This is a genomic window from Streptomyces vastus (assembly GCF_039532825.1).
Lineage (GTDB): Bacteria > Actinomycetota > Actinomycetes > Streptomycetales > Streptomycetaceae > Streptomyces > Streptomyces vastus.
The window spans coordinates 30833-43521 of sequence record NZ_BAAASJ010000020.1; the positions used below are offsets into that span (position 1 = coordinate 30833).

Here is a 12689-nt window from a genome sequence, read left to right on the forward strand (position 1 = left end):
GGGGCTGTATCGATTTGCGGCTCCGCCGCACGGGCGCGACCAGCCGCAACGGACCCGCAGCTCAAATCCACCTCACCCGACGGAGCGCCCCCGCTGCCCCCGCAGATGTCCCGCGATCGGCGTCAGGGACTTGTGGAGGGCTTCCAGTTCCTCCGCCGGGATGAGGTCGATGAAGTGCCGCCGCACAGACGCCACATGATGAGGCGCGACCTTCTTCATCGTGGCCATGCCGTGGTCCGTGAGCACGGCGTACAGCCCACGGCGGTCGGACTCGCAGTTCTCCCGCCGCACCAGGTCCGCGTTCTCCATACGGGTGATCTGGTGCGAGAGGCGGCTCTTGGACTGGAGGGTGGCGGACGCGAGATCACTCATCCGCATCCGCAGGCCCTCCGACTCCGAGAGGTTCACCAGGATCTCGTAGTCGTTCATTGTCAGGCCGAACGGCTGGAGGTCCCTTTCGAGCTGGTACGTCAACAGTCTGTTGACCTCCAAGTGGGTGCGCCAGGCGCACTGCTCCGCATCGGTCAGCCAGGGCGTGGCCGTCTCGGTCTCCATGAATGGATTCTACCTAAGATGTTGAATGGCGAACTTTTGAGGGTTTTTGTTGTTGTGACGGTGCGCACGCGTTCGATGTCACACTCCGCAGACTACCGCTCACAGCCCGAAGCGACGCTGGAGGTCCCCCAGCTGTCCGGGAAGGCGCGGTGATCCGGACGGCTGCCCACCGGGCGCCCCGCCGCCACCGGGCACACCCGGCTCGTTCGGAGTCAGCCCCGCGCTCTGCTCGGCCATCAGCGTCTCGCTGGACTGCAACAACACCGTGCCGGCGCCCACGAACTCGAACTGGTGCTCCTCTCCGGAGGCCCCGCCCACGCCCGTCAGCGCACGTAGACCGCCCATCAGGCCCGTCATGTACCCGTGGTCGTAGTGATGGCACGGCGAGGGGCAGTCGGCCCAGCCGACCAGAGCCTGCGGATCGACCCGGATCGGCGGCTCCATGAACACCACCGGACCGTTCGAGGCGGCCACGAACTTGCCCGTCCCGATGAGCGTCAGAAAGCCCGGCACGATCGACTGTTTGAGCGCGAGAGTTGGCTGAAAAGCTAGGAGGTTGCCTGAGCGAATGGTCAGGTTGCCCTCGTCCAGATCGTACGAATTCACGTCGAAGGCCCGGTCGGCGAGCAGCATCTTGCCCGAGCCGGAGGCCACGACCCAGTCGCTCGCGTGCAACGGCGAATGGAACGACGTACGCACCAGACGGTCGAGGCGGCCGTGCCCTATGCCGTTGAACTCCATCGAGCCGTAGTAGGCGATCATCTTGCCCTTCTGCAGGAACCACTCGCTCCCCTTGAGCTCCACGCAGAAGGTGTAGTTGTTGATGTTGTCGTCGGACGGCAGCGTCATCGGGTCGTGGATCACGGGGCCCGTCCCCGGGTAGGCGGTCACAGCTTCTCCTCCGAGGCCTGGACGAACACCGCGCCGTTGCCGCTCAGCTCCAGTTGGAACGCCTCGCCCGAGCCGCGGCCGACCATGTCGCGCCAGCCGAGCGCGGTCGACAGCTTGTTGCGTACGTCGCCGTGATGCGCCACATACGCCTGCGGGTCGACGTGGACGGGGCGCTGCGGAGTGATCGGCACCTCGATGATCCCGCCGTGCGCCATGACGGCCACCGCGCCGTGCCCCTTCAGGGTCGTCGTGAACAGCCCCTGCCCGGTGACCTGCCCGCGCACCATGCCCATGACCCCGCCCTGCGAGCCCATGAACATCGTGCCCTGCTCCAGCGTCCCGTCGAAGGCCAGCAGCCGGTCCGCCTCCACGAACAAGGTGTCGCCCGTGAGGTTGATCACCTCGATGTGGTGGCCGCCGTGCCCGAACAGGACCGTGCCGGAGCCCTCCACGGTCATCAGCGGCGTCGCCTCGTTCGCGACCCGGCGGCCGATCATCGACATGACCCCGCCCTGGCCGCCCTGGATGTTCGGGGTGAAGGAGACCTCGCCCTTGTAGGCGAGCATCGCGCCGCGCTGGCTGAACAGCCGCTGCCCCGGCGCGACCGTGGCCTCGATCATCTTCGAGTTGACCTCGCGGAAGGGCATCAGACTTCCCCTCCGATCGTGTTGCGCTCGCTGGGCTGTACGTACACGAGCCCGTCGCCCTCGAAGCGGATCTGGAAGGCCTCGCCGCCGCCCTCGCCCATGAACGTGCGGAACGTCACACCCGACTGGAACGACTGCCGCAGATTGCCCTGGTGCGCGATGTACGCCCCCGGGTCGACCGTGAGCGGGTACTGCGAGCTCACCCGCAGCACCACCGCAGGCCCGTCGGACATGATCGCGGCCTGGCCGTGGCCCTCGATGGTCGTCGTGAACAGGCCGTTGCCCTGCGAAGCGCCGCGCATGCCCGTGAAAGACGTGCCCGTGCGCAGCCCGGAGTCCGTCGCGAGCAGATTGCTCGACTCGACGAAGAGCTTGTCGCCCTGGAGGCCGACGAGGTTGATCTCACTGGCCCGGTCCGCGAACCAGCAGGTCCCGTGCCCCTTCACCTCCATCAGCGTCATCTGCTCGCCGGTGAGGCGCCGGGTCACCATCCCGCGTACCCCCTCCCCGCCGCCACTCAGCTTCTTGAAGTCCATCTGTCCGTCGTACGCCACCATCGAGCCGTTCTTCGCCTTCACGGCGTCGCCGGTCATGTCGACGGCCAGCACCTTGCTGCCCTGGAGTCGGAACATTGCCACGGTGTGAAGGTAGCCGCCGGGCGCGGCCGGTGACAGATCCTCCGGGATGATCCGACCCTGAGCGCACCCTGATCGCACCGCTGGGGGACGTGTGCGGATCCCGTGGTCGAAAACCTGAACGCGGTTCGGCACCCCACGCCGGTCGGCGTCAGGGTCGGATGCCACAATGGGGGCCGCTTGTGCGTACGTTCACAAAGCTCTGCCCCTCTGACCCCACATCTGCCCTCGAAGGTGACTCGTGGACATCAAGACCGCCTCCGCCCTCCGCCGCCTCCGTCTGGTCTCCGCCCCCGAGGCGATCTCGTTCCTGCTGCTGCTCGTCTGCTCGGTGCTGAAGCGGACCACGGACTTCAACGCGGTGCCCGTGATGGGCATGATCCACGGCGTCCTCTTCATCCTGTACGTGCTCTTCTGGGCCGACGCGTGGAACCGCACGAAGTGGTCCGTGAAGACGGCGGCCCTGTACTTCGTCCTCTCCGTCCTCCCGGCCGGCGGCTTCTTCGCCGAGCGCAAGCTCAGGCGCGAGGCCGAGAACGCGGTCATCGCGTCGCGCGCCCGCAAGGAAGGGATCGTCAACGCATGATCGTCGCCTTCTCCGTGACGCCGCTGGGCGTCGGCGAGGACGTCGGGGAGTACGTCGCCGACGCCGTGCGGGTCGTACGCGAGTCGGGGCTGCCGAACCGCACCGACGCGATGTTCACGTCCGTCGAGGGCGAGTGGGACGAGGTGATGGACGTCGTCAGGCGCGCCGTCGCGGTGGTCGAGGAACGTGCACCGCGCGTCTCCCTCGTCCTCAAGGCGGACATTCGCCCCGGCGTGACGGACGGCCTCACGTCGAAGGTGGAGACGGTGGAGCGGCACCTGTCCGCCTGAGGGACTCCTGTCCGGCCCACAGACAGATCCGTGCCAGGCGGTCACTTCTCCGAGCCGGCCGCCGGGATCTTGGCCGCGGCCGGGTACTGCCCGCCCATGTCGAGCCGGAACGGCGGGTACTCGTCGGTCATCAACGCGGCATAGGCCGTCACCCGGGCAACCCAGCGGGCCATGCCGATCAGGAAGTCGAAGAGGTGCCCCGGGTAGCGGGCGGTGAACGCAAGGATGACCACCGCGACCAGGGAGAGGAACGGCATCAGGCCACCGCCCCGCCAGCCGTCCTCTCCCGAGCCCCAGCCCCCGGCGAAGAACCCGACGACGATGTACTGCGGGATCACCAGCAGCCACCACTTCACCAGGACCAGACCGCGGGAGAGCCGCTCGGGGTAGACGACGTCGAAATGGGCCGGATAGTCGGGTACGTCCGCGAGAGTGAACGGCGGGTACCGGTCGGTGCCGAGTGCCGTGTGGGCGTAATAGGTCACACGCCAGTTCCAGCGCAGTACGCCGACGTTGAAGTCGAAGAGGGCTCGCGGGTACCGGGCGGTGAACAGGATGGCGAAGAACGCGACGATGGTCACCAGCAGGAACGCCAGCCACAGGAAGACCAGCACGATGTAGTGCGGGATGGCGAGGAGCCACTTCACCAGCCACAGCCATCTGGACAGCCGGGGATCGAGAGACGCTTCGAGACGGACAGGCGACACGGGGGCAGGGATCACGTGGCGCAGCTCCTTCCGGTCCCCCCGGCCGAGATGATCACCATCAGGAACTCAGGCTCGCACGCAGCGCGGAGGGCCGCGACTCGTGGACGCCGCCCGGGGCATGAGCAGCCGGGGGCGAAATCCCTCCCCCTGCCCCTCAGCCCTCCGTAATCCCCGCCACCAGCTCGTCCGCCGCCCGGTACGGGTCGAGCTGCCCCGCCACGATCCGCTCGGCGAGAGCGCCCAGGCGGCGGTCGCCGTGCAGATCCCCGATCCGCTCCCGCAGTGCCGTGACCGCGATCGCCTCGACCTCGTGTGCCGCGCGGGCCAGGCGGCGTTCGGCGAGGACGCCGCGCTCCTCCATCCACGCGCGGTGCTTCTCCAGGGCCTCGACGACCTCGTCGATGCCCTCCCCCCGCGCGGCGACCGTCTTGACGATCGGAGGGCGCCAGTCGCCGGGGGCACGGGACTCGCCCAGGCCGAGCATGTGGTTCAGTTCGCGCGCCGTGGCGTCCGCGCCGTCGCGGTCGGCCTTGTTCACGACGTATACGTCACCGATCTCCAGGATCCCGGCCTTCGCCGCCTGGATTCCGTCGCCCATCCCGGGGGCCAGAAGCACCACCGACGTATCGGCCTCGGACGCTATCTCGACCTCCGACTGGCCCACGCCCACCGTCTCGACCAGGATCACGTCGCAGCCCGCCGCGTCCAGTACCCGGATCGCCTGGGGCGCCGCCCAGGCGAGTCCGCCGAGGTGGCCGCGGGTGGCCATGGAGCGGATGTAGACGCCGGAGTCGGAGGCGTGCTCCGACATCCGTACGCGGTCGCCGAGCAGCGCGCCGCCGGAGAACGGGGAGGACGGGTCGACGGCGAGGACGCCGACCCGCTTGCCCTGCCGCCGGTACGCGGTCACGAGCGCGGACGTGGACGTGGACTTGCCCACGCCCGGCGACCCCGTGAGCCCGACGACATACGCGTTCCCGGCGAGCGGTGCCAGGGCCGCCATGACCTCGCGGAGCTGCTCGGACGCCCCCTCCACCAGGGAAATCAGCCGGGCCACGGCCCGCGGCCGGCCTTCCCTGGCCTGGGCCACCAGCGTGGGGACGTCCTGCATCACAGCTCCGATCCGATCCATACCGAGTAAGGACTAAAAGGCCGTTCAGCCCTTGGGTACCCGCACGATCAGCGCGTCACCCTGACCCCCACCGCCGCACAGCGCCGCCGCGCCCACGCCGCCGCCCCGCCGCTTCAGTTCCAGGGCGAGGTGGAGTACGAGACGGGCGCCGGACATGCCGATCGGGTGGCCGAGGGCGATCGCGCCGCCGTTGACATTCACCTTTTCCGTGGACACCCCCAGGTCCTTCATTGACTGGACCGCTACCGCCGCGAAGGCCTCGTTGATCTCGATGAGGTCGAGGTCCGAGACCTCCAGGCCGTCCTTCTTGAGGGCGTGCTGGATGGCGTTCGAGGGCTGGGACTGGAGGGAGTTGTCGGGACCGGCCACGTTCCCGTGGGCGCCGATCTCCGCGAGCCACTCGAGGCCCAGCTCCTGCGCCTTGGCCTTGCTCATGACGACCACGGCCGCCGCGCCGTCGGAGATCTGCGAGGCCGAACCGGCCGTGATCGTCCCGTCCTTGGTGAACGCCGGGCGCAGCTTGCCGAGCGACTCGGCGGTCGTCTCGCCGCGGATGCCCTCGTCCTTGCTGAAGACGACGGGGTCGCCCTTGCGCTGCGGAATCTCGACGGGGGTGATCTCGGCGTCGAAGACGCCGTTCTTCTGGGCGGCGGCGGCCCGCTGGTGCGACAGGGCGGCGATCTCGTCCTGCTCCGGACGGGCGATGCCCAGGCGGGTGTTGTGCTTTTCGGTCGACTCGCCCATGGCGATGTTCTCGAAGGCGTCCGTCAGACCGTCGTACGCCATCGCGTCGAGCATCTCGATCGCGCCGTACTTGAAGCCCTCGCGGGACTTCGGCAGCAGATGCGGCGCGTTCGTCATGGACTCCTGGCCGCCGGCCACGATCACGTCGAACTCACCGGCCCGGATCAGCTGGTCCGCGAGCGCGATCGCGTCCAGGCCCGAGAGGCAGACCTTGTTCACGGTGAGCGCCGGGACGTTCATCGGGATGCCGGCCTTGACCGCGGCCTGGCGCGCCGGGATCTGCCCCGCCCCGGCCTGCAGAACCTGGCCCATGATCACGTATTGCACCTGGTCGCCGCTGATCCCCGCACGGTCCAGGGCGGCCTTGATCGCGAATCCACCGAGGTCGGCTCCCGAGAAGGACTTCAGGGAGCCGAGCAGCCGTCCCATCGGGGTGCGGGCGCCCGCGACGATCACGGAGGTGGTGCTGTTCGTTCCAGTCATGAGGAGCGATCCCCTTCCAGCTTGCACAGCTGAGGAGTGAACGAGGGTTTACTAAAATGTACTGAGCGGTAGCCGAACCGTCATCCGGCGGGGCGTGTGATCGCGCGCACGTTGCGTAACCGCGTGGGGCGCGCTGCACTAACACCATGCTGACGCGAATCGACCACATCGGGATCGCCTGTTTCGACCTGGACAAGACCGTCGAGTTCTACCGTGCCACGTACGGCTTCGAGGTCTTCCACTCCGAGGTCAACGAAGAGCAGGGCGTACGCGAGGCCATGCTCAAGATCAACGAGACGTCCGACGGCGGCGCCTCCTACCTCCAGCTCCTGGAGCCGACCCGCGAGGACTCCACCGTCGCGAAATGGCTGGCCAAGAACGGCGAGGGCGTGCATCACATCGCTTTCGGCACGGCGGACGTCGACGCGGAGGCGGCCGACATCAAGGACAAGGGAGTACGCGTGCTCTATGAGGAGCCGCGCAGGGGGTCGATGGGGTCGCGCATCACTTTCCTGCACCCCAAGGACTGCCACGGCGTACTGACGGAACTGGTGACCTCCGCGCCCGCCGAGTCCACTGGTGAGGCGGCCGTTGAGTCGACCGGGCACTGAAGTCCGTACTGCATGGTCTGGGGACTTTCCGTCGGCCGCTGTGCCTCGGACCCCGGACCCCCGGCCGGAAAAGCCGGTTGGCCAGGCACCTGGGCCGATCGGGCCCGGTAGGGTTGGGTGCGGTCGTCGCTCCGTGAGGGCGGCCGCGGGCCGGGGTCCGGGTTTCGGGGGACGAGCGTCGGGGCAGCAGCCCATGCTCCGCCGTTGATCTGACACCATTCCCCGGGGGCCCCGTTCGGCGGATGGACGGAGCTCGTTTGGAGAGACTTGCGACCAGGGGACGGATGGGACCGCGCAGTGCGGGGCTACGAACGCCAGGAGCGAGAGCCGGCGGCTGACGTCGACCACCTCTCTCGGTTCGAGGCCGAGATGGAACGGCTGAAGACCGAGCGGGAGAAGGCCGTCCAGCACGCCGAGGACCTCGGCTATCAGGTCGAGGTGCTGCGCGCCAAGTTGCACGAGGCGCGCCGCAATCTCGCGTCCCGTCCTGCCTTCGACAGCGCCGACATCGGCTACCAGGCCGAGCAGATGCTGCGCAACGCGCAGATCCAGGCCGACCAGCTGCGCATGGACGCGGAGCGGGAGCTGAGCCAGGCCCGCGCGCAGACGCAGCGGATCCTCCAGGAGCACGCCGAGCAGGCCGCCCGCCTCCAGTCCGAGCTGCACGCCGAGGCGGTGGCCCGGCGCCAGAAGCTCGACCAGGAACTGGCCGAGCGCCGGCAGACCGTCGAGTCACACGTCAACGACAACGTCGCCTGGGCCGAGCAGCTGCGCGCCCGCAGTGAGCAGCAGGCCCGCCGGCTCCTGGACGAGTCCCGTGCCGAGGCCGAGCAGGCCCTGGCCGCCGCCCGCGCCGAGGCCGAACGTATCTCCGCGGAGGCACGGCAGCGCCTGGAAGCCGATGCCGAGGCCGCCCGCGCGGAGGCCGAGGCGCTGCTGCGCCGGGCCCGTACGGACGCCGAGCGGCTGCTGAACGCCGCGTCCACGCAGGCGCAGGAGGCAACCGACCACGCCGAGCAGCTGCGCAGCTCCACGACGAACGAGTCGGAGTCGGCCCGCCGTCAGGCCACCGAGCTGAGCCGGGCCGCCGAGCAGCGCATGGCGGAGGCCGAGTCCAAACTTCGCGAGGCGCAGGCCGAGGCCGACAAGGTCCTCGCGGAGGCGAAAGAGGCCGCGGCCAAGGCCCTGTCCAGTGCCGAGTCCGCCAACGAGCAGCGCACGCGTACGGCGAAGGAGCAGGTCGCCCGGCTGGTCAGCGAGGCCACCAAAGAGGCGGAGACCACCAAGGCGGACGCCGAGCAGGTCATCGCCGACGCCCGCCTGGAGGCGGAGAAGATCCTCGCGGAGGCCGCCGAGACGGCCCGTAGCGCGACCGCGGAGGAGACCGCCTCGCAGCTGTCCTCTGCCGCCCGTACGGCCGAGGACGTCCTGAACAAGGCGTCGGAGGAAGCCAAGCAGACGACCAAGGCGGCGACCGAGGAGGCCGAGCGGATCCGCCGCGAGGCGGAGGCCGAGGCGGACCGGCTGCGGGCCGAGGCGCACGACATCGCCGAGGAGCTCAAGGGCGCGGCGAAGGACGACACCAAGGAGTACCGCGCCAAGACGGTCGAGCTGCAGGAGGAGGCGCGCCGGCTGCGCGGCGAGGCCGAGAGCCTGCGGGCCGACGCGGTCGGCGAGGGCGAGCGGATCCGCGCCGAGGCCCGGCGTGAGGCCGTCCAGCAGATCGAGGAGGCGGCCAAGACCGCCGAGGAACTGCTCGCCAAGGCGAGGGCCGACGCCGACGAGTTGCGCTCGAACGCGACGACGGAGAGCCAGCGGCTGCGCACGGAGGCCATCGAGCGCGCCACGACGCTGCGCCGCCAGGCCGAGGAAACCCTGCAGCGCACCCGCGACGAGGCCGAGCGCAATCGCGCGGAGGCCGTCGAGCTCTCCGAGACCATCAAGGAGGAGGCGGAGCGGGCCGCGCTGGAACTGCGCGAGGAGACCGAGCGCGCCGTCGCCGCCCGGCAGGCCGAGGCCGCCGAGGAGCTGACCCGGCTCCACACGGAGGTGGAGGCGCGTCTGGCCGCCGCCGAGGAGGCCCTGACCGACGCCCGCGCCGAGGCGGAGCGGATCCGCCGCGAGGCCGTCGAGGAGTCGGACCGGCTGCGCGCGGAGTCCGCCGAGCGGCTTCGTACGATCCAGGCGCAGGCCGAGGCGGAGGCCGAGCGGCTGCGCAATGAGGCCGCCTCCGATGCCTCCGCCTCGCGGGCCGAGGGCGAGGCCATCGCCGTACGACTGCGTTCGGAGGCCTCCGCCGAGGCCGAGCGGATGAAGTCGGAGGCCCAGGAATCGGCCAACCGGGTCCGGGCGGAGGCGCAGGCCGCCGCCGAGCGACTGGCGGCCGAGGGCGCCGAGACGCTGGCCGTCGCCCAGGAGGAGGCCACCCGGCGCCGCCGCGAGGCCGAGCAGATCCTCGGGACCGCGCGCGAGGAGGCCGACCAGGAGCGGGAGCGGGCCCGCGAGCAGAGCGAGGAGCTGCTGGCCTCGGCGCGCAACCGCGTGGAGGAGGCCCAGGCCGAGGCCATGCGCCTGGTCGAGGAGGCCGACCGGCGCGCCACGGAGATGGTGTCGGCCGCCGAGCAGACCGCGCAGCAGGTACGGGACGCCGTGGCCGGGCTGCACGAGCAGGCGCAGGACGAGATCGCGGGCCTGCGCAGCGCCGCCGAGCACGCGGCGGAGCGTACGCGCACGGAGGCACAGGAGGAGGCAGACCGGGTCCGCGCCGACGCCTACGCGGAGCGGGAGCGGGCCGCCGAGGACGGCAACCGTCTCAAGCGGGAGGCTCGGGAGGAGGCGGAGGCCGCCAAGTCCCTTGCGGAGCGCACGGTTTCGGAGGCGATCGCCGAGTCCGACCGGCTCCGCTCGGAGGCCCGGGAGGACGCCAACCGGCTCCGCTCGGACGCGGCGACGCAGGCGGACAACCTCATCAGCGAGGCGCGCTCCGAGGCGGAGCGGCTCAGCTCGGAGACGAACACGGAGGCCGAGCGCGTTCGCGCCCAGTCCGTGGCGAAGGCCGAGAAGCTGATCTCGGACGCGACGAGCGACGCCGAGCGGCTGCGCGCAGAGGCCTCCGAGACGGTCGGCTCCGCGCAGCAGCACGCCGAGCGGGTGCGTTCCGAGGCGCAGCGACTCAAGGCCGAGACGGAGGCGGAGGCCGAGCGGGTCAGGGCCCAGGCGCGCGAGGAGGCCGACCGCACCCTGGACGAGGCCCGCAAGGAGGCCAACAAGCGGCGTTCCGAAGCGGCCGAGCAGGTCGACAAGCTCATCCGGGAGTCGTCGGCCGAGGCGGAGAAGCTGACGTCGGAGGCCCGGCGGTCCGCGCAGAAGACGACGGCGGACGCCGAGACGCAAGCCGACACGATGGTGGGCGCGGCGCGCAACGAAGCGGAGCGGCTGGTCTCCGAGGCGACCGTCGAGGGCAATTCGTATGTGGAGCGGGCCCGTACGGACGCGGACGAGTTGCTGGTCGGCGCGCGCCGGGACGCCACCGCGATCCGGGAGCGCGCGGAGGAGCTGCGCGACCGGATCACCGGCGAGATCGAGGAGCTGCACGAGCGGGCCCGCCGTGAGTCCGCCGAGGCGATGCGGTCGGCCGGCGAGCGGTGCGACGCGCTGGTGAAGGCCGCCGAGGACCAGCTGAAGGAGGCGGAGGCGAAGGCCAAGGACATGGTCTCGGAGGCCAACTCCGAGGCGGGCAAGGTCCGTATCGCCGCCGTGCGCAAGGCCGAGGGCCTTCTCAAGGAGGCCGAGCAGAAGAAGTCCGCGCTCATCGCCGAGGCCGAGCAGATCCGTTCCGACGCCGAGCGCGATGCGAAGCGCATGGTCGAGGAGGGCAAGCGCGAGCTCGAGGTGCTGGTCCGCCGCCGCGAGGACATCAACGCGGAGATCTCCCGTGTCCAAGACGTCCTTGAGGCGTTGGAGTCCTTCGAGGCCCCGGCGAGCGGCAAGGACTCGGGCGTCAAGGCGGGCGCGGCGGCCGGTGCGACCCGTTCGGGTGGCAAGTCCTCGGAAAGCTAGCCAAAACGGCCGATTTCATACTCGCTCGAGGGGCCTCGGCCCCGTGTCCTGGAAGCGGTCCGGCCGTTAGCCATCAAAAAGGGCGTCATTCTCCATACCAAGTCTGGCTTCTGCTCGATGACGCGCCGCCTTGACCCCTAGGATTCCACCTATCACCTCACCGGTCTCATTCGACAGGAACCCCATGAGCGACACTTCCCCCTACGGCTTCGAGCTTGTGCGGCGTGGGTACGACCGCGCTCAGGTGGACGAACGCATCTCGAAGCTCGTCTCCGACCGTGACAGCGCTCTGGCCCGTATCACCGCCCTGGAAAAGCGCATCGAGGAACTCCACCTCGAGACGCAGAACGCCCAGGCCCAGGTGAACGACGCCGAGCCGTCGTACGCGGGTCTCGGCGCGCGCGTCGAGAAGATCCTCCGCCTCGCCGAGGAGGAGGCGAAGGATCTGCGCGAGGAGGCCCGTCGCGCGGCCGAGCAGCACCGCGAGCTCGCCGAGTCCGCCGCCCAGCAGGTGCGCAACGACGCCGAGGCGTTCTCTGCCGACCGCAAGGCCAAGGCAGAGGACGAAGGCGTCCGGATCGTAGAGAAGGCCAAGAGCGACGCCTCGCAGCTGCGCGCCGAGGCGCAGAAGGACGCGGCGTCCAAGCGCGAGGAGGCGGACGCCCTCTTCGAGGAGACCCGCGCCAAGGCCGCCCAGGCCGCCGCCGACTTCGAGACGAACCTCGCCAAGCGCCGCGAGCAGTCCGAGCGCGACCTGGCCTCGCGTCAGGCCAAGGCCGAGAAGCGCCTCGCGGAGATCGAGCACCGCGCGGAGCAGCTGCGCCTGGAGGCGGAGAAGCTGCGTACGGACGCGGAGCGCCGGGCCCGTCAGACGGTCGAGACGGCTCAGCGGCAGGCCGAGGACATCGTGGCCGACGCGAACGCCAAGGCGGACCGGATCCGGTCGGAATCCGAGCGCGAGCTGGCGGCTCTCACGAACCGCCGCGACTCGATCAACGCTCAGCTGACGAACGTTCGCGAGATGCTCGCGACGCTCACCGGTGCGGCTGTCGCTGCCGCGGGCGCGCCGGAGCAGGACGAGCCGATCTCTCGCGGGGTTCCGGCCCAGCAGTCTCGGTAAGTTCGGTTTGTGGGTGGTCTGCGGGTCCGCCGTCGCTGGTCGCGCCCGCGCGGCGGAGCCGCAGATTGACACAGGCCCGCGCCCCTGAAGGGGCGCTTCACTCGCCCCCTGCATTCACGTGCAGGGGGCTTGTGTTTTACCCAGACTTGGTGGGAACCGTCAGCCGGCCGTTATCCTCCTAACCCTTACGGGGGCATGCGTCCCGACGTCACTGACCTGTCGATGGGTG

The 12689-nt window shown here is 70.1% G+C and carries 12 protein-coding genes; 5 read left to right on the forward strand and 7 right to left on the reverse strand.

The window, feature by feature from the left end; all coding sequences use genetic code 11:
* Nucleotides 1–72: 72 nt before the first annotated feature.
* From ABD357_RS08320 to ABD357_RS08335, 4 genes are all read right to left on the reverse strand, one after another.
* Nucleotides 73–555: a MarR family winged helix-turn-helix transcriptional regulator gene (locus ABD357_RS08320; RefSeq protein ID WP_344388668.1), complete on the reverse strand. Its 483-nt coding sequence runs from the start codon at nucleotides 553–555 to the stop codon at nucleotides 73–75.
* Nucleotides 556–654: 99 nt separating this feature from the next.
* Entirely contained in the window at nucleotides 655–1446 is a 792-nt protein-coding gene (locus ABD357_RS08325) for an AIM24 family protein (protein ID WP_344388669.1), read from the reverse strand.
* Nucleotides 1443–2093 (reverse strand): AIM24 family protein, encoded by a 651-nt coding sequence (locus ABD357_RS08330; RefSeq protein WP_344388670.1) that lies wholly within the window; start codon nucleotides 2091–2093, stop codon nucleotides 1443–1445. Before ABD357_RS08330 ends, ABD357_RS08325 begins: the two co-directional genes overlap by 4 nt.
* On the reverse strand, nucleotides 2093–2725 hold the full coding sequence (locus ABD357_RS08335) for an AIM24 family protein (RefSeq protein WP_344388817.1): 633 nt from the start codon (nucleotides 2723–2725) through the stop codon (nucleotides 2093–2095). The genes ABD357_RS08330 and ABD357_RS08335 overlap by 1 nt, the downstream gene beginning before the upstream one ends.
* A gap of 244 nt (nucleotides 2726–2969) precedes the next feature.
* On the opposite strand from ABD357_RS08335, the gene ABD357_RS08340 reads away from it, so the two are divergent.
* Nucleotides 2970–3314, forward strand: coding sequence for a DUF3817 domain-containing protein (locus ABD357_RS08340; protein ID WP_344388672.1), 345 nt, complete (start codon nucleotides 2970–2972; stop codon nucleotides 3312–3314).
* The gene (locus ABD357_RS08345) at nucleotides 3311–3604 is read left to right on the forward strand and encodes an MTH1187 family thiamine-binding protein (RefSeq protein ID WP_344388673.1); all 294 of its coding nucleotides are present in this window, start codon (nucleotides 3311–3313) and stop codon (nucleotides 3602–3604) included. The genes ABD357_RS08340 and ABD357_RS08345 overlap by 4 nt, the downstream gene beginning before the upstream one ends.
* A gap of 41 nt (nucleotides 3605–3645) precedes the next feature.
* On the opposite strand, the gene ABD357_RS08350 is transcribed toward ABD357_RS08345, so the two are convergent.
* The 3 genes from ABD357_RS08350 to ABD357_RS08360 form a co-directional block, all read right to left on the reverse strand.
* Nucleotides 3646–4326 carry a DUF4389 domain-containing protein gene (locus ABD357_RS08350; RefSeq protein WP_344388674.1) on the reverse strand — a complete coding sequence of 227 codons (681 nt, stop codon included), beginning with the start codon at nucleotides 4324–4326 and terminating at the stop codon, nucleotides 3646–3648.
* A gap of 139 nt (nucleotides 4327–4465) precedes the next feature.
* A complete protein-coding gene (gene meaB, locus ABD357_RS08355) occupies nucleotides 4466–5422 on the reverse strand; it encodes a methylmalonyl Co-A mutase-associated GTPase MeaB (protein ID WP_344388675.1) in 957 nt (318 codons plus the stop codon).
* Nucleotides 5423–5467: 45 nt separating this feature from the next.
* Nucleotides 5468–6670: an acetyl-CoA C-acetyltransferase gene (locus ABD357_RS08360; protein WP_344388677.1), complete on the reverse strand. Its 1203-nt coding sequence runs from the start codon at nucleotides 6668–6670 to the stop codon at nucleotides 5468–5470.
* A gap of 146 nt (nucleotides 6671–6816) precedes the next feature.
* On the opposite strand from ABD357_RS08360, the gene mce reads away from it, so the two are divergent.
* The 3 genes from mce (at nucleotide 6817) to ABD357_RS08375 (ending at nucleotide 12460) form a co-directional block, all read left to right on the forward strand.
* Nucleotides 6817–7281 (forward strand): methylmalonyl-CoA epimerase, encoded by a 465-nt coding sequence (gene mce / locus ABD357_RS08365; protein WP_344388678.1) that lies wholly within the window; start codon nucleotides 6817–6819, stop codon nucleotides 7279–7281.
* A 297-nt stretch (nucleotides 7282–7578) separates the two neighbouring features.
* A complete protein-coding gene (gene scy, locus ABD357_RS08370) occupies nucleotides 7579–11340 on the forward strand; it encodes a polarized growth protein Scy (protein ID WP_344388681.1) in 3762 nt (1253 codons plus the stop codon).
* A 184-nt stretch (nucleotides 11341–11524) separates the two neighbouring features.
* The gene (locus ABD357_RS08375; RefSeq protein ID WP_344388683.1) at nucleotides 11525–12460 is read left to right on the forward strand and encodes a coiled-coil domain-containing protein; all 936 of its coding nucleotides are present in this window, start codon (nucleotides 11525–11527) and stop codon (nucleotides 12458–12460) included.
* Nucleotides 12461–12689 lie beyond the last annotated feature (229 nt).